Source organism: Streptomyces sp. NPDC050439, from assembly GCF_040655335.1.
GTDB lineage: Bacteria > Actinomycetota > Actinomycetes > Streptomycetales > Streptomycetaceae > Streptomyces.
This window is the reverse complement of record NZ_JBFAJT010000002.1, coordinates 869,206-885,760: the sequence shown is the minus strand read 5'-3', so window position 1 is coordinate 885,760 and position 16,555 is coordinate 869,206. Positions and strand designations below refer to the sequence as shown.

At 66.9% G+C, this 16,555-nt stretch carries 12 protein-coding genes and 2 pseudogenes; 6 read left to right on the top strand and 8 right to left on the bottom strand.

What is annotated here, in order from left to right:
- Positions 1-2: 2 nt before the first annotated feature.
- From AB0I66_RS11145 to AB0I66_RS11130, 4 genes and pseudogenes are all read right to left on the bottom strand, one after another.
- Positions 3-683, bottom strand: a complete 681-nt coding sequence (locus AB0I66_RS11145; protein WP_363207481.1) for a hypothetical protein — start codon at positions 681-683, stop codon at positions 3-5.
- A gap of 85 nt (positions 684-768) precedes the next feature.
- A complete protein-coding gene (locus AB0I66_RS11140; RefSeq protein WP_363207480.1) occupies positions 769-1,299 on the bottom strand; it encodes a MarR family transcriptional regulator in 531 nt (176 codons plus the stop codon).
- Positions 1,300-1,334: 35 nt separating this feature from the next.
- The gene (locus AB0I66_RS11135) at positions 1,335-2,414 is read right to left on the bottom strand and encodes a PP2C family protein-serine/threonine phosphatase (protein ID WP_363207479.1); all 1,080 of its coding nucleotides are present in this window, start codon (positions 2,412-2,414) and stop codon (positions 1,335-1,337) included.
- A 341-nt stretch (positions 2,415-2,755) separates the two neighbouring features.
- Positions 2,756-3,367: pseudogene (locus AB0I66_RS11130) on the bottom strand (STAS domain-containing protein); the annotation flags it as partial.
- Between the two features lie 129 nt (positions 3,368-3,496).
- Here AB0I66_RS11130 and AB0I66_RS11125 point away from each other — a divergent pair.
- The 5 genes and pseudogenes from AB0I66_RS11125 to AB0I66_RS11105 all read left to right on the top strand — a co-directional run bounded on the left by AB0I66_RS11125 (position 3,497) and on the right by AB0I66_RS11105 (position 6,982).
- Entirely contained in the window at positions 3,497-3,904 is a 408-nt protein-coding gene (locus AB0I66_RS11125; RefSeq protein ID WP_363207478.1) for a SagB family peptide dehydrogenase, read from the top strand.
- A 683-nt stretch (positions 3,905-4,587) separates the two neighbouring features.
- Positions 4,588-5,412, top strand: coding sequence for a hypothetical protein (locus AB0I66_RS11120; RefSeq protein ID WP_363207477.1), 825 nt, complete (start codon positions 4,588-4,590; stop codon positions 5,410-5,412).
- Between the two features lie 13 nt (positions 5,413-5,425).
- On the top strand, positions 5,426-5,647 hold the full coding sequence (locus AB0I66_RS11115) for a hypothetical protein (protein ID WP_363207476.1): 222 nt from the start codon (positions 5,426-5,428) through the stop codon (positions 5,645-5,647).
- 111 nt (positions 5,648-5,758) lie between these two features.
- Positions 5,759-6,112 (top strand): annotated as a pseudogene (locus AB0I66_RS11110) (ISAzo13 family transposase); the annotation flags it as partial.
- 651 nt (positions 6,113-6,763) lie between these two features.
- Positions 6,764-6,982, top strand: coding sequence for an EF-hand domain-containing protein (locus AB0I66_RS11105; protein ID WP_363207475.1), 219 nt, complete (start codon positions 6,764-6,766; stop codon positions 6,980-6,982).
- Between the two features lie 734 nt (positions 6,983-7,716).
- On the opposite strand, the gene AB0I66_RS11100 is transcribed toward AB0I66_RS11105, so the two are convergent.
- The 4 genes from AB0I66_RS11100 to AB0I66_RS11085 all read right to left on the bottom strand — a co-directional run bounded on the left by AB0I66_RS11100 (position 7,717) and on the right by AB0I66_RS11085 (position 15,304).
- Positions 7,717-8,811 carry an integrase core domain-containing protein gene (locus tag AB0I66_RS11100; RefSeq protein WP_363207474.1) on the bottom strand — a complete coding sequence of 365 codons (1,095 nt, stop codon included), beginning with the start codon at positions 8,809-8,811 and terminating at the stop codon, positions 7,717-7,719.
- 426 nt (positions 8,812-9,237) lie between these two features.
- Positions 9,238-12,819: a serine protease gene (locus AB0I66_RS11095; RefSeq protein WP_363207473.1), complete on the bottom strand. Its 3,582-nt coding sequence runs from the start codon at positions 12,817-12,819 to the stop codon at positions 9,238-9,240.
- 84 nt (positions 12,820-12,903) lie between these two features.
- Positions 12,904-13,206: a trypco2 family protein gene (locus tag AB0I66_RS11090; protein WP_363207472.1), complete on the bottom strand. Its 303-nt coding sequence runs from the start codon at positions 13,204-13,206 to the stop codon at positions 12,904-12,906.
- Positions 13,207-13,396: 190 nt separating this feature from the next.
- Complete coding sequence (locus AB0I66_RS11085) at positions 13,397-15,304, bottom strand: TerD family protein (protein WP_363207471.1); 1,908 nt, start codon at positions 15,302-15,304, stop codon at positions 13,397-13,399.
- 327 nt (positions 15,305-15,631) lie between these two features.
- Here AB0I66_RS11085 and AB0I66_RS11080 point away from each other — a divergent pair, with 327 nt between their 5' ends.
- Positions 15,632-16,264 carry a hypothetical protein gene (locus AB0I66_RS11080; protein ID WP_363207470.1) on the top strand — a complete coding sequence of 211 codons (633 nt, stop codon included), beginning with the start codon at positions 15,632-15,634 and terminating at the stop codon, positions 16,262-16,264.
- Positions 16,265-16,555 lie beyond the last annotated feature (291 nt).

Here is a 16,555-nt window from a genome sequence, read left to right as displayed (position 1 = left end):
GGTCAGCAGAGAGTTGCCGGGCCACGTCCGCCCTTGGGGGTGTCGGAATCCTCGTACGACGGCGTACTCAACCGGAAGGAGCGCGCCACAGCGACGGTGCTCACCGCCACCAGCGCGAGGGCGAGTACGCCGAGCTTGGCCAGCGGCTTCCCGTCAGGGCGGGCGCCCTCCGCCCCTCTCGGCGCCACCCGGCCGAGCGGGTCATACACCACGGCGAGCGTGTCTCCCGGCTGGGTCGACTCCCGGCAGCCTCGCCAGATCCGTACGCTCAGCGGAGATCCATCGGATCCCTGCACCGAACAGAGGTAACGCTCCCGCCCGGCGGCCGACGCGTCTGTCCCCTCGACCACTGTGACCAACGCCTGCTGCTCCTGGTCGCGGTGGGCCAGGATGAGCCCGGCGGCTGTCTGCGGGGTCAGCAGGGCCAGGCAGATGCCGAGCAGGGCGACGACCCCCACCAGAGCGCGGCCGGCCCGGATGGCGAACAAGTAGGAGGCGAGCACGCAGGTGACGGCGATGCCGGCCTCGCCGCTGCTCAGCGCGGGTGGCCCGGCCCACATCCCCAGGGCCCCGGCACCGATGATGGCCCCCGCGCCGAGGAAGCCGACAATGAGTCCCTGGGCTGTCAGCCTCCTGGGAGGCAGGCCCACGAACTCCGCGGGGCCCCACACGAAAGCCCTCATGTGATCCAGCAAACCGGCTTCTCGCACGGCCGGTTGTCTGCGCAGCCGACGCATCCGCTCCTCCCCTCGGTTCGGTCCCGTACAGTCAGGCGCCACCCGCCGAGACGTCGGCCCACCCCAGCGGGTGCATCTCGGGGCCGTCCGTCTGCGGGGCGGGAGGTTCTCCCCGCGCGTTGTTGAACGCGTTCAGCGCTTCGATGAGCGAGGCGCGCTGCTCCGGGGCGAGGCGCTCGACGATCGCGGCGATCTCGGCGCGGCGCCGACCTGTGACGTCGGCGACGGTGCGCCGACCCTCCTCCGTGAGTCCCAGCAGGGTCTCGCGGCGGTTGGCGGGGTTGATCTGCCGGTCCGCGAGGCCGGTGGCGATCAAGCGGTCGATCATCCGCATGGCAGTTGAGGGCGCGACTTGGAGGTGCTCGGCCAGAGCCACCAGTTTGGTGGCTCCACGGCTCGAGAGGACCACCAGCATCCGGAACTGGGGGAGCGTCACCCGTTCCTCGACCTCCGCGAGAGACCGGGCGGACACCGCCACCAGGAGTCGCGAAGCGGTCAGCACGGCACCCGTCACCGCATCCACATCATCCACGCCCCCGCACGGGGCCCCCTGCTCGGCCATGCCCCCCTTTCTACCGTCGACGGAGAATGTTGTGTTCACCGCCCCGCCCCCGCATGCCCGTGGTAGCGCAGCAAGAGCATCGCCGCGTCGTCATGCGGCGGGCCGTCGCCATGCCGCACCAGATCCGCACGCAACGCCTCCAGGGCGGCCCCCTCATCAGGGTCCTTCAGCAGGAACGCCCGGTCCTCCAGCGGATAGAAGGAACCTGCCGCATCGCGCGCCTCGGTCACCCCGTCGGTGTAGAGCAGGACCTGCTCGCCCGGGGCGAAGCCGACGCGGTAGGGGACCGGCGCATCACCGCCGTGTGCGCCAAGACCGAGCGGCAGCGCGAACTCAGGTGGGATCGGGAAAAGGACGTCGCCATCCTCGCGTACGACCATGGGGGCGGGATGACCATAGTTGAGGAAGACCACGCCGTCGCTGTCCGGGCTCACCTCGGCCAGTACAGCCGTCACGAACTTCTCGTCCCCCAACTGCCGCGAAACACTGCGCTCCAGCCGCTCGCCGAGCCCCGTCAGGTCCGGTTCGTCGTACGCCGCTTCCCGGAACGCGCCGAGCACGACGGCCGCAGTCTCCACCGCCTCAAGCCCCTTGCCCTGCACGTCACCGACGATCACCCGCACCCCACGCGGCGAGGAGACCACCTCGTACAGATCGCCGCCGATCTGCGCCTGCGCGAGAGCCGAGGTGTAGGAGACGGCCACCCGCAGCGGGCCCGCACGCAGCGGCACCGGTCGCAACAGCACGCGCTGCGCCGCCTCGGCGATGGAGCGGACGCTGGCCAGCTCCTCCTCCCGGCGTCCGCGCATCACGGCAGCGGCGATGCCCGCGACGGTCACGCCCGCGACCGACGCCATCGCCGTGTACCCCCGGCGGGTCGAGAACAGTCCGTCGTACAGCCCAAGAGTGATGCACAACAGCAGTGCCACCGCGCCGATCAGCGCGGTGCGCCGCCAGGAGCCGACAAGCCCGGCGAAAGCGGGCCCGAGCGACACCAGTGGCAAGAATCCCACACCTGGCCCCGCAGTCAGGTCCACGGCGGTCACGACCGCCATCACCATGACCGGCAGCCGCGCGAGCACGGAGCAACTGTGCCGCGGCTTGTTCTCGGTCATGACGCTCCCGGTGACATGGCGACGCTCAAGAGCCGCCTTCCCGGGCGCTCCTTCCCCCACGTTTTAGACTATGCAAAGGTGCGCTCGCCGAAGAAACTTCACAACTGCCCGTTATCTGATCGATGCTGACGGGCGGGTCTCGGGCGCCGGCGCCGGGTGCTGAGGGCGAAGCCGCCGAGCGGGCGCATGCGGACGAGTCGTCGCGCCTCGTACGCGAGCGTGACCTGGACCAAGCGGCGCCCCAGCGTGAGTTCGCCGGACCGCCAGCCAGGCTCGCCACTGGACAACAGCGGAGGGCCCCGGCTATGGCCGGGGTCCTCGGTGTGCGGTGGGGCTTGGTGTCAGTGGCTGGTGAGTTCGCCGGTGAGCTTGCCGTGGAGGTCGGCGCTGGGGTCGTTCAGGCCGATGATCTCCACCGTCTTGCCTCGCTGCTTGTACTTGGTCTCGATGGCATCGAGGGCCGCCACGGAGGAGGCGTCCCAGATGTGGGCCGCGGTCAGGTCGATGATGACCTTGTCGGGGTCGCCGGCGTAATTGAACTGGCCGACGAGGTCGTTGGAGGAGGCAAAGAACAGCTCGCCGGTCACGGAGTAGACCACGCTGGTGCCGTCCGGGTCGGTGCTGGCAGTGACACGGGCGAGGTGGGCGACGCGCTTGGCGAAGATGACCATCGCGGTGACGGAGCCGACGACGACGCCGATGGCGAGGTTGTCGGTGGCGGCGACGCAGATCACGGTGATCACCATGACGGCGATCTCCCCCGTGGGCATCCGCTTGAGGGTCTTGGGGGCGATGGAGTGCCAGTCGAAGGTCGCGAAGGACACCATCACCATGACGGCGACCAGAGCTGCCATCGGGATGTCCGAGACGACCGACCCGAAAACGATGCACAGCACCATCAGGAACGAGCCCGCGAGGAAGGTGGACAGGCGGGTGCGGGCGCCGGACACCTTCCTGGCGTTCCGCGACTCGCGCCGCTCATACGGCGAACAGCCCATCACCGTGTGCGAGGTGGGGGAGTTACTGTACCGGTCGGCCCGCATCCGCACCCTGCCCGATACCGCACCGGAGGGTGGCCACCCGTGCGCGGTCACCAGCCGCCCCTACCCCAGCGCCGGCTCCGCGCACCAACTGAGCTGTACCTCGCGGTGCACCGCTGCGACGGGCTAGAACGCGGCCTATACCGCTACGACCCGCTGGGCCACGCACTCATCGCGCTGCCCGGTGGCGACGGCGCGGTGGACGCCCTGCTGCGGGAGGCGGAGGCCGCAACGACGAGCGCGAGCCGCCCCAATGTCCACCTCACCTTGGTCTCCCGCATCAAGCGTCTTTCGTGGAAGTACGCCGCGCATTCCTACGCGCTCACGCTCAAGAACGCGGGAGTGCTGCTGCAGACCCTCTACCTCGTCGGCACGGAGATGGGCCTGTCCGGCTGTGCCCTGGGCGGCGGCAGCGCCCCCCACAAGGGCGTTGGGGCTCTCGCCGCATGAGGGATCCCCGTGGACGCCTTTCACTGGGCAGCGCCCCAGGCCCCGCTGAGACGAACAACCGCAAAGGAACCCGACATGCCCTGGATCACCACGGTCTCCAAAAGCGTCGTGCGGGAGTCACCGTGGGTTCAAATCCCACACCCCACCGCTTGCAGGTCAGCATGTGTGCTGGTCAGAAGGGTGCCTCTCATCGAGAGGCACCCCTTTTCGTGGGGGCGTGTCTCACCTTGATCCGCGGCTGTCACGGCTTTGACCAGTGTGTGTAAACCAGGCGTGGACCACGATGGGGCTTGAACGGGGCTTTTCACTGGGGACTTTGGGCTATAGGTGGCCCAGCGTTCAAGACTCTGCGGAAGACCGGTACGAGTGGTCAGCTCCGCCAAATATGGGAAGGGTGCAGCCGGAATCAGCCACGCCTTCAAGCCGCTGGGAACGATGCCTAGAATTCCGTGATGCCTCGTTAGTTGACTGGCGGACTAATCTGCTGGCGGCGCCTCAGGACGACTCTTTCATGATCCCGTTGTGCGCTTTCGGCGGCATTCTCTGGAAGATTCGATGAGCCCACTGGCTGTCACCAGTTAATTCATCGAACGTTTATCACCTGATGCGAATGTCGCACGGCGTTACAGGAGTAAGCAACGGGGGCGAACGGACGCGAACGACCTACCTGAATGGGAGAGTCTGTGAGTAAGCGTTCCAAGAGCAAGAGACGGATGCAGAGAGCACTGATCGCCGTCCCGATCGCAGCGGTGTCGGTGGTCGCTCTAGCAGGCTCCGCCAACGCTCACTACGTCTACGAGCGAGCCGAGTTGTGGGTCAGCGGTAACGGCAAGCACTGCATGACTAACAGAAGCGAGGTTTCCCACGGCACAGATAACCGGGGGTATGCCAAGGGTGACGTGACCTCGTGGATGGACCTGAACTCCATTCCCACGGACTGTCAGCACCAGTACAAGCGCCCGGCCGGCCACCTGCGCGATGGGATCGCGATCTACAAGTGGAACGGCACCGACTGGTACAAGTGTAAATGGACCACAGAGTGGTTCGCCAACACCAGCAATACGGCCAAGTTCGAGCTCGAATGGCCTGCCAAGGACCTGTCCTGGGGGTGTGGCGAAGGCTGGTACGGCACGATGAACTTCGCCACCATGACCTACAACGCGGAATCCATCTTCCCCAATGGCGTCCCAGGGCTCTGGTCAGGCGCGCACTCGGGCCTGAAGGGAATCTCGGAGGAGCCGCCGCCCCCGCCGGATTGGGTTGACGACGACGGTGTGGCCACTCCCGAGGCAACACCGGACAAGGTCGAGATCGTCGACTCGGAGGGGCGCGTGGTCATTGGGGACGATGGCAAGCCCGTCAAGGTAGATACGGCTCCCGAGTCCCCCACGGAGGCCAACACCACCTATGGTGGCAAGCGTTCGACATCTACAGATGAGGAAGGGAACGTCACCGAGACGGCTGAGATCGGGCTGACCAGTCCCGTCGCCAGCTCCTCAACTCTGTAGCCAGAGGAGGGTCATGCCACTGAACGAGAGCGACCGTGCGCAAGCATTAGCGGTATCTCATTACCTTGCCCGCTGGATCAGTGGTGTCGCCGCGCTCGGCTTCTTGGCCTACGCCATCTTCATCATCGTGATCACAGGCGGCTTCGGCGCGCAACCGTTTCTGGCTTTGCTGTTGATGGGGTTCATCGCGAGCGGTACGGCCTGGCTCTGGCTGAAGCTCTCCTACAGGGCATGATCCCGGCATGCATGTGAGGAGCCCTCACTCAGATCTGAGTGAGGGCTCCTCAGCTAAGGACTTGCAGGGAATCAAGGTGTTGCTTCCCGTTCCGGGGATCGTTGGTGTGGTATGCGCATCCCGGACGAGACACGTAACCAACTCGCTTTGAAGCTGGCGGTGTTGGTGCCGCATCTGGACGAGCGGCAACGACGGCTGTTGATGGCCGCGGAGGCACGTGCCCTGGGGCATGGCGGCGTTCGGGTCGTCGCACGGGCGGCCGCGGTCAGCGAGACCACGGTCCGCAAAGGCGTGCTCGAGCTGGAGGCCGGCGAGGAGCCCTTGGGGCGGGTACGGCGTCCGGGCGGGGGCCGCAAGCGGCTCGCGGATCTGGATCCGGGGCTGCGACCGGCACTGTTGGCGTTGGTCGAACCGGATGTGCGGGGTGATCCGATGTCGCCGCTGCGATGGACGGTGAAGTCGACCCTGTGGGTGCCCAAAACTCGACCGCCCTATGCGACCTGCGCGTATTCGTGGATCACGCCACCGAGTAGATCATGACGGACGACTCTGCCGTCTGGGTTTCCTCGGCCGGGGAGTGGTCGCAGGGGTGCTGCTTGGCGCAGAGCGCGGTGTGGGCGATGGGTATTGAAGTGTGTTTCCTATGCGGTCAGGATGCCTCGCAGGTGCGGAGTGCCGGCGCAGCAGCGTGCCCGGGGTGACGAACAGATGCCCTCGAAGAGGCTTGGGCAGCAGCCGGGCCAGTGCCGCGATCACTGCCCGGTCCGCCCGTAAGGGTTGTGGTCGGGCGACTTGGCGGCGGAGGACGGCGAGCTGGTGCCGCAGTACGAGGATCTCCGCGTTCTTGGAAGCTTCCGAACGTGCCGGCAGCGCAACCCATCCCAGGGACCTGCAGGAAGGTCAGGTACAGGAGTTACAGAGGCATGCCTCAGGATCTTGCCCTGCCCGGTCTCGATTGCAAGTCCGAGGTCAGCAGCGGCAACTTCGTTTCGGACACCCACGCCCTGGGCCTCCCTCGCCGATGGCGCGCAGTAGCGTGCGAACATCTTGTACGACCCTGGCTGGCGTGAGCGCTAGCCGGGGCGACCTGAACATCATAAGGAAAGGCGAACTCACGTGGTGGACATGCAAGCGGCCGCACGCAAGGTCTTCGACCGGTACGACCTCGACGGCGACGGTCAGATCACGGCCACGGAGTACCGGCAGGTCGTCGCGGAGTTGAACGGCGAGCACCTCACCGACGAGCAGGCGCAGCGGTTCATCGACGTGCTGGACACGGACGGCGACGGCACCATGTCCTTCGAGGAGTTCTGGGCACCGATGCAGGACGCCTGACAGCACTCGGTCGAAGTCAAGTGGGCGCAGGTGAGAGGCCGTTTGTGAACGGCCTCTTTCTGTTCTCCGGGCCCTCCGAATGGGAGCGTGAAGCGGGAGTACGCTCTCACGTAGCGGAAGAGTAATCGATGCGGCACCACCGACCAGACTCGTGAGCTGCATGGACGACATTTTCGGCAGGCGGCTGATGGCAGCGTCACGCAAAAGCGCCCGGCGTCGGGCAACGGCGTGTAGTAGGCGGGATACTGGCCGCCAGCTCATGGTGCCTCGTCAGGAGAAGAGAATTGGCGGTGCGATAAACGCGCGTGCCGTAGGCAGTAGCTGGCAACTTCTCTCGGAAGCGCTGAACTGTGTACCTGGGGTGTGTAGTTCCGCGAACAGCCGTGCAGTCGTTGGGAGCAACCCTCAATGGCTCACTGATGACTTGAAGGGCTCATGCGGGAGCGAGCGCAGCGCTGGGGGTCAAGGGGTCGCAGGTTCAAATCCTGTCGTCCCGACTAGTTCGAACATTCGAACGTCGCAGCTGAAGGGCCGTTTTCGAACGGCCCTTTTTCTGTTGCTCCCCCGCTCCCAGGGGGAGCGGGGAGTGGGAGCACGCTCCCAGTGCGACCCCTTGCCTGTTTGCTCCCACTCGGGAGGCTGTGCACATATTCGGCTTCTTGCGCGCACGTTCACATCGGTGTCCGGTGTGTTACCCGGGGCTCTGCGCCTGCCGAAAACTCCATCCGCGCAGTTCAGGCGGCATGTTGGTATTCGTGCAGGACTCCGCCGAGGCGGTCTTTCCGGCGTACCTTCAACTTGGTGATCTGTGCCCGGGGGAGTGGTTCGGGGGTGGCGCGCAGGGGTGCTGTCTGGTCTATCGCTTGGTGGGGCCGGTGGGTGTTGTAGTGCTGTTCGAACTGGCGGAGCGCGTGGCGTAGGTGACGTTCGTTCCAGGCGAGGGTGCGGTCCAGTAGTTCATGGCGGCAGGTCTGTACCCAGCGCTCCATGATCGCGTTCATGCGCGGTATCCGTATGCCGGTGCGGACGACTTGGATGCCGACGTTGGCCAGGATCTCGTCGAAGAGACTGGGGTACTTCGCGTCCCGGTCTCGGATCAGGTACGCGGGGGTGGCGTTGGCGTCCGTCAGGTCCATGGCCAGGTTGCGGGCGGCTTGGGTGACCCAGGCTGCGGTGGGGTGTGCGGTGGTGCCGAGGATCCGGATGCGGCGGGTGGTGTGCTCGATGACGGCGAGAATGTACTGACGCCTGCCGGTCAGGGTGATGGTCTCGATGAAGTCGCAGGCCAGGAGGGCGTCGGCCTGGGAGCGCAGGAAGTCGGCCCAGGTGGTGGCGGCCCGGTCGGGCGCCGGGTCGATGCCCTCGGACGACAGGATCTCCCAGACGGTAGAGGCGGCGACTTGGATGCCGAGGGTAGCGAGTTCGCCGTGCACTCTGCGGTAGCCCCAGGAGGGGTTTTCACGGACCAGGCGCAGGACGAGGGTGCGGATCGAACGGATGGTGGGTGGTCGGCCTGGTCTCTTCGACCGGCATGTGTGGGCATGGCGCTGCTTGATCAAGTCGCGGTGCCAGCGCAGCACGGTGTCGGGGCGGACCAGTAGCCGCAGCCGGCGCAGTACCTGGCGGGGCAGCGGCGCCAGCAGAGCGGCCATGAGCGCCCGGTCTTGCGGAGCGAGCTTCACCCGTTCTGCTCCGAGCTGCCGCTCGAGGACGGTGAGCTGGTGGCGCAGGGCAAGGATCTCTGCGTCCTTGGCGCGGTCGCTCATCGGCAGCATTCGCAGTGCGGCGAACAGGTTGGTGGCGGTCAGATAGGCGAGACGAAGCAACACGAGTGCTCATCCTGCCGCACACCGGCCAGGCTCCTGATCTGCATGGACGACATTTTCGGCAGGCGCACAGTCCGGCGATCACCGCCCGGTCTGCCCATGAGCATCGCGGCTGGGTGACTTGGCGGCGGAGCACAGCCAGCTGGTGCCACAGGACGAGGATCTCCGCGTTCTTGGAAGCCTCCGATCGTGCCAGCAGCGCAACCCATCCCAGGACCTTCAATAAGGTCAGGTACAGCAGTCGCAGAGCCATGTCTCCGGATCTCGCCCTGCCCGGTCTCGATCGCAAGCCTGAGGTCAGCAGCAGTAGCCGAGTTCTAGGCGCCAACACGGTCAGATAGGCGAGGCGAAGCAACAGAAGCGCTCATCCTGCCGCACCACCGGAGACGCTTCCGAGCTGCATGGATGACACTTCCGGCATGCGCAAGGTCAGGAACGGGGAGGTGATCCTAAGTCAGATCCTGGTTGCTCCCGCGAGGCGTCGCGCCGCGTTTCCGCGTTGAGCGCGGAGCGGAGGCGATCTGCGTACGGCAGGTCTTCGTGCCGGGTCAACCAGTCGGCTGCCAGGCGCGTCACGTGGACTCTTTGGTTCGGTGAGAGCGCCGGGAGAGTGAGCAGATCCTCGATGACCAGACGTACCTTCGGCCCCATGTCGTGCTCTTCGAGCCAGCTCAGGGCACTGTCGACGGCGCGGGATCGTCGGTCCTCGTCGAGGGCCGGGTGGCGCAGGACACCAGAGAGTACGGTGCGGGACTTCATCGAACGGTCGGTGCTCAGACGGTCCAGGGCGATGTCGATGCCGGTGCGTGCCTGCTCGACGGACAAGTCGAGGCGGGTGAGGAAGGAGGCGAGCACCGGACGCTGGACCTTGCCGCTGTGGCAGGCGAGCCACCGGAGGCTGATGTCCGCGAGGGACCGTGCCTGATCGCGCGTCAGCCCATCGAGCTGGCTGAGCATAGCTGCCATGAGCACGTGATTACCTGGATGTGCGAGGAGCGCGGCGCATCCGAGACAGTTGGCACGCTGTCGCTGTGCGGACGGAAGGTCCGGCATGTGCAGGAGAGCGCCCAGAACGGAACCGAACGTCTCGTGCTCCGGGTGGCTGTCGAGCCATGTGAAGGCGAGCGTGACCGCGGTCCGAGCCTGGTCCTGGGTGAGTTCCTCGCAGTGGACGAGCAGGCGAAAGAGTATGGCCGGGGCGGACTGGGCGTCAGGTTGCGACCTCAATCGTTCCAGGAGGAGGGCAGCGGCGTCCGCCACGCTGTCGGCGGACAGCAACGTGCCCAGGACGCGTGAGCCTGCCGGGTGGTCGGCATCTCCCTCGGCCGCCCACCAGCGGGCGACGGCGATCTGCCGGGGACGCAGCTCCGGCGGACACCCGGCCGTGGACAGGAGTCTTTGCACGACCCGGCCTGTGCTCGGGTACACCTGTCCCGTCTCCAGCCAGTCCAGTGCGCTTCGGATCAATGTCGCGCGGTCCGGCTCCGGGAGGCGGTCGTCTTCGAGCAGGACACACAGTTCCGGACCGATGTTCGAGCCTGGGCGCAGATTAGAACGCAGCCACACGAGGCCGCGGTCCACGAGCTTCCGGCGGGCGACCGTCTCGATGTCCGCACGCTGCAGGAACGCACGGGTCACGGGTGCGACTCCGAGGGACCGGTACGGGGTGAGCCACGCCAGTACGCTCGCGACCACTCTCTCCAGCCGATCCCGGGAGTGGTCCATGCCGAGCAGGCGCTTCAACAGCGCGGGCGTATGACGCCAGTCGGGCCGGGAAGACACCCAAGCGAGGGTGCAGTCGACCACCAGATCCTCGGTCCTCTGTGAAAGGTCGGGGCGCTCGATCAGCGCGAGTAGAAGATACTCTGTGTCGGTCTGTCCGCCCCGGCGAACGAGCCATCCGACGGAATCCTCGACAAGGAACGCGGGAGCGGGATCCATGCCTCTCAGGGCGGCGGTGAGGAACGGCTGCGCGGTGTGGTTGGCCTCGGCGCGGGAGAGCCAGGGAGCAACCAGCGTGTCCCACACAGAGCGGTCGAACCCTTGCCAGGGCCGACTCGTCACCATCGTCAGCAGTGCCTGGCCGCCGTCGTCACCGGCGTCCGCCAGGAGGTGGCCGAGCGGAACCACCTGGGCCGTGAGCCATTCCCAGCAAAAGCGTTCCAGGGCGGCGATCCGATGGGCGGGGCCATGCGCTGCCATGTCGACGGCCAGCCGACGGAGATGGCCGGTGAATACGGAGAACGTACGTGCATGTCGCGTGAACGCGTCGAAGAGCGCACCGGCAGCGCCTGCGTCGATGCTCCATCCGGGAGAAGGCATCAGTGACTGCAGCAGGAGTTCGTCGGTGACAATGTCGTGGACCACGACCAGCTGACCGCCGACCTCATCGAGCCACCCAAGAGAGATCAGCGTGTCGACGACGCGCCGCCCTCCGAACGGAAGGGCCAGCCCACCGGCCACCGTGAGGAACGTGTCGATGGCCTGTTCGACGACTATCCGGGACTGCGGGCTCGCCACGACCGCCACGGTGTAGGCCAGCTGCTCGATGGCAGGGGTGGTGATACCCAAGGGGGACGGGCTGAGTGCGGGGCTCGTGGCGAGCGCGTCCCGGCGCATGCCCTCGCGCAGCCAGTCCAGCAGCTCGCCGGGCCGGACCGATGCTGCCACCTCCGGTGTGTGATGAGCCAGCCCCTGCTCCTCGATCGCGCGCGCGATCAATAGCGCGATCACCGGACGCCGCCCGCAGATCTGGGACAGCGCCTCGGCCCCCCATCGGCGCGCGGTTTCGGGTGCCGTGTGGCGGACTACCTGGTCGATGATCGCGGACTGGTGTGGCCAGTCCTCTCGTACATAGATCTCGTCGAGCACTCGGCTGCTGCCACGGAGCTGAACCGTGTGCAGGGATCCGGGCCGTACGGAGGCCAGGCATGCCACGGTCACGCCACGTTGCTTGGCCTCTGGGATCAGCACTTCGGCGAGGGCGCGCAGGTCGACCTGTGGGCAGGCGTCGAGGTAGTCCAGTATCAGCAGCACGCGTCGGCGGCCGCACGAGACGACGGACGCGGCCACGTCGTCGACCGTCACGGCGCTGTCGGGCTGGACGTGCAGGACTTGCCAGCCCGCGCGGTCCGCCCGGTGCGCGACCTCGAAGCATGTTCGCGTCTTGCCCGAACCGGCCGGTCCGACCAGCAGTGCCCCTCGTGAACGGCCAGTGCTCAGCCGGGCGAACAGGTGGTCCGGATGCGATGCGTGGTCCATCCCCGGATGGATGAAGGGCAGGTGCTCCTCGTCGAGAAAGCTGCGTCGTCCGAGCAGTCGCCGCATGATCTCGGCATGGGTACGTACGCGGCCGCGCACGGCGGGGTCGAACGGTGTCGGCGCGATGTCCCCCGGCGGCACCGGCTTCACCTCGTGCTCGGCCAGCAGGCGCACGAATTCAGGATCTCGGGACACCTGGGAGAGGTCGGTCGCCGTGAGGCTTGCCGCGCCGGATGGAACGTGGTGGCTCGTGCACACGCCGACGAGAACGCCGCCTTGCGTGATGACCCCTGCCCCGGACACCCCCCGCCAGGGAGATCCGCTCGACTCCAGCGGCGCTGGGCTGCTGAGGGACAGCTCCATCTCGTGGCTCCCCAGTAAGGAGCCCAGAAGGATCGCCCCGGTCATCTGACGGGTTTTCGGCACATTCTGACGCGACGCATGGTTGGGGAACCCAATCGCGATGAACGGTACCGCCTCCACGGTTCGAGGCAGGACGCCCCACCGGGCGGGAGGGATGTCGGGCCCGCCCTCCCCGAGAACCAGGAGGGCGAGGTCCACCTCGTCGCTTCGGTGCCGCCGCACCGCGGTGACCTGAAGCCTCTGCGTGGACTGCCCCGGAAGTCTCACTTCGTAGCTGTCACCGGGCTGGGCAAAGCCGTGGCCGGCGCAGATGGCCAGTCGTGAGGCGAGCATGAATCCGGAAGCAGCGAATCGAGGGACGCCGTCGGATCCGCGGCGCACCACCATGGCCACACGCTCCAAGGGCTGCTTTGCGGCCATTAGATTAGCCACAGCCGACGCCACTCTTGCAGGACTGACTTATCCACAAGGTCAGTCCTCCAGAACGGTTCCACGCCCCGAATCTGTTAGGACGGATCCGCCGTTGGCCGTCTCGGCCGAGAGTTCCAAAGACACGGTGTGCGTGGCGGATGCGTCCCTGGTCGCCTTACCGCCAGCCGACAGCACCCAGAACTTGACCCCGCCCTCGGCCTCTGTCGATGCTGTCACCGCGACCTGTACGTCTAGCTTCACCGACTGCACGCGAAGGCGGACCGGTTGACCCTCGGCGTCTGACATCGCCTGCGCTAACTCACCGCGCAGTGCCTTGATTGTCTCCGACAGGCCGATGTCCACCAGTCCCCCTCTTCTGGCCCCCTGCCGCCGCCATCGTGCGCCCGTTCGGTGATGGTGGCGGAGACGGCCTACGTGATCACCCAATCATGGTAAACGGTCGAGCCGAAGATGTTCGAGGCGCCCTTTCCGGTCGGCGATGGGCTGTCTGCGGGCGCAGATCGTTGGTGCTCGGCGGGATGACACCGCAGGCTCAGTCGGCGATGTCGACGCCGTAGCCGCGCGCGAGGGCGTCGAGGCCGTGGTCGTAGCCCTGGCCGACGGCGCGCAGGCGCCAGACCGGGCCTCTGCGGTAGATCTCCGCGAGCAGCATGGTGCGTTCGGTGGTGGCGGCGTCCAGGGTGGCCCGGGCGAGCGGTGATCCGCTACTGCCGGGGGCGGAACCGATCTGGATCGCGCCGACAGTGCCGAAGGTCGTGGAGCCGTCGATGGCCGCGGCGACCACCACCTTGCGGCTCGCGGGCGGCAGGGACGCGAGGTCGACGGCGATGGACTGTTCGGCAGGGCCACCGGTGAGGAGCCGCACGGTGCCGGCGGGACTTTCAGGGGCGCCGTAGAAGATGAAGTCCTCGTCGAAGGTGACCTGTTCGTCCTCGTCGAGGATGAAGGCGACGACGTCGATCTCGCAGTCGGCCTGCGGTGCCCAGCCGACCGTGACGTACCACTCGGGCGCGGACGTACCGTGTGGCACGGGCAAGTCGATGACACCACCCCTTGGCATCACCTGTGGCCCCTGCGGTCGGACAGCCGCCGTGTCCCGATCGGTGGTGGTCGGGGCGTTGAGCCAATGCGGATCGTGCACCGGGAGTTCAAGGGCGGTGATGCGGCTCATGCGCCGGTCGCTCTCCCCGCCCACGAGCAGCACGATGTCGGTGACGCTGGCGGACAGGTTAATCGCCGCCGACCCACCCAGCTCGACGACACGGGTGCGAGCCGCCACAGCATCGGCATGGACACCACCGAGCACAAGTACCCGGTGTCCAGCCAGTGGCATGCCCAGAGTGTCGGCCAAGGGCTCTGGTCGGCGAGGGGCGGGGATGGGTACACCGGGGGAGGCCGTGGGGAGGAGGGCTGCTTCTGGGTCGACGGTGGCAGGGGCATGGGAGGACCTCGGTCCCACGGACCCGACTGGTGTCGCGGCAGGTTCGGTCACCGGGATGACCACAACGGCGGTTGCCTCATGAGTTGTCCCGGCCTGTACGTCGGCCAGCAACCGCAGGAAGGTGTCTTCATCGATGACTGGCACGCCTTCGGCGAGCGCACGCCGGGCTTTCGAGGACTGCGACGCCGGCTCGTTGGTGACCAGCGCGCTGGTGTGTCGGCTGACAGAGGTCATCATGTTCAGCCCGGCAGCCACGGCCCGCCCGAACAGCTCTGCTCGCGCGTGGGTGGTCTCGCCGGTTATCGCGATCTTCATCCCCTGCTGCAGTGGCCCGCCCGGAGTATGCCGTCCCGGATTGCGGTAGTCGCACGGAGTCTTGGGCGGCTTCGGCGTGAACTGGGACTCCGCCCGAGGAGGGCAGCTCACCAACGGCAACGGGAGATCGAGCCGTGCTGCCTCCCGGAGTGACGCCCGCAAGATCCCGGCAAGCACCCGGGTGTCGTCCAGCGCGTCGTGCGCCTGCTGTTGCGATACGCCGTAGTGGGCGGCCAGGGTGCCCAGCTTCATGTCGAGCGTCGGCGGATCGACCTGACGGTTCAGGGCCAGTGTGCATAGCCGCTGGGACACCGGCAGCCACATACGCGCGCGGGCGAACTCGTAGGCCAGGAAGTCGTAGTCGAACTGTGCGTTGTGAGCGACCAGGACCCGGTCCTGGAGCATCGTCGCGATCCGCCCGGCGACCTGATCGAAGGTCGGCGCACCCCGCAGCCGCTCGACGGTCAGCCCGTGTACCTCCACCGGCCCCGGGTCGCATCCCGGGTTGAGCAGCGTGGAGAACTCCCCGGTCTGCTCGCCGTCCGGCCCGATCGTCACCACCGCCACGGACAGCACCCGGTCCCTCCGGGCCATGAGGCCGGAGGTTTCCACGTCGACCAGTGCCCAGTCGCGCGCGTAGTCGCCCGTGGCGGGAACGTCGACGGAGGCAGAGACGAAACTCATGACGCCAGGATGATGCGGTATGTAGTCCTCCTTCAACCTGCATGCCGACTTTCCCCGCTACGGAGGCGCACAATGCTCTTCACTCACGTCTGCGTTCGCTACCGAATTGGGCGCGGCCGCGAAGGTGGGCAGGGTATCCGTGGAAGTAGGCATCCGGCACGAGTTCCGCGGGGGAGGCGCCAAGGCTGCAACTCGTGGTGAGACTGAGGGGCTACCGAGGGGGAGTCGGCGGCGGACGAAGCCGGGCGCTGGCGGCCTTCCCCGACTGAGTGTGATTCCCCCTGCCAGTCCTCCTGTGGCACAGAGGAATTCACGGGAGGGGCGTTGATGGAGGCAGGAGAGTTCTGGGCGCACCGTGTGAGGGCACATGCCCCGGTTGCCAAGGTGGAAGTGCTTCGTCTCGGTGCTAAACGTCCGCCGCGCGTCAAGGTCCGCTTCACAGCGGACGAGGACGAGGGCCGCGAGGCGTGGGTGCCGCGCTCGCAGTTGCACGTTCCGTGGGAGCAGACCGACCGTTGGCTGGCCGAAGAGCACCGCTGGAAAGATCTAGCAGCGGCCACGCCCCCGCGTGAGGTGCCCGAACGCCGAGCGGTAGACACCGTTTTCGAATCCTGCCCCTGGGGCGAATTGGCGGACGTCGGTTATTCGCGACACGACGGTGGCGTCTTGTACGTACACGATGTGACGGCGTTTGCCGATGCGCTGGGTGAGAGCACAGAGCTCTTCACGAGTGATCCGTTGACGACGGTTCATGCTGACGGAAGCGCACAAGCGCCCTGGCCCGTGGCACTGGCGTGCGCCCGCAAAGGTGCCGTCCTGCACGCAGAGCGCGTCATGGCCGACGTGGAGCAGGCCGTCGGCATGCTTCGCCAGGTCGGCCGGGACAAGGACGCCGCGAAGATAGAGGCGCAGTTCGAAATTCCCGTTGCGGCATTCCGCAGGATGGAGCTGCCCGACTGACCGCCTGCGGGTCGATATTCGCTTGGAGACGGCCAGGGCGCCGTCCGCAGCACGCAATGGGGAGGCAGCTATGGCCAAGGCTCCACTCAACGAGCAGCAAATGCACGTGCTCCGCTGGGTAGTCGGCGGCTGTCCGGAGGGAGCATGGGGCGAGGGCGACTTCACCTACAAGACCCGTGCTCAGGCGCTGCAGAATCGTGGACTGGTGAAGATCTCCAGGCGGCGTGGCGTGTGGCGTGCCGAGGCCACGGCTGCGGGTCGGCACTACCTTGAACACGGGGTCCCTCCCGT

Excerpts from the sequence above, each read along its gene's own strand:
- AB0I66_RS11085 (WP_363207471.1), bottom strand. The coding sequence starts at position 15,304 with ATGAGTTTCGTCTCTGCCTCCGTCGACGTTCCCGCCACGGGCGACTAC.
- AB0I66_RS11145 (WP_363207481.1), bottom strand. The coding sequence starts at position 683 with ATGAGGGCTTTCGTGTGGGGCCCCGCGGAGTTCGTGGGCCTGCCTCCC.
- AB0I66_RS11095 (WP_363207473.1), bottom strand. The coding sequence starts at position 12,819 with ATGGTGGTGCGCCGCGGATCCGACGGCGTCCCTCGATTCGCTGCTTCC.
- AB0I66_RS11080 (WP_363207470.1), top strand. The coding sequence starts at position 15,632 with ATGGAGGCAGGAGAGTTCTGGGCGCACCGTGTGAGGGCACATGCCCCG.
- AB0I66_RS11135 (WP_363207479.1), bottom strand. The coding sequence starts at position 2,414 with ATGACCGAGAACAAGCCGCGGCACAGTTGCTCCGTGCTCGCGCGGCTG.
- AB0I66_RS11140 (WP_363207480.1), bottom strand. The coding sequence starts at position 1,299 with ATGGCCGAGCAGGGGGCCCCGTGCGGGGGCGTGGATGATGTGGATGCG.
- AB0I66_RS11115 (WP_363207476.1), top strand. The coding sequence starts at position 5,426 with ATGCCACTGAACGAGAGCGACCGTGCGCAAGCATTAGCGGTATCTCAT.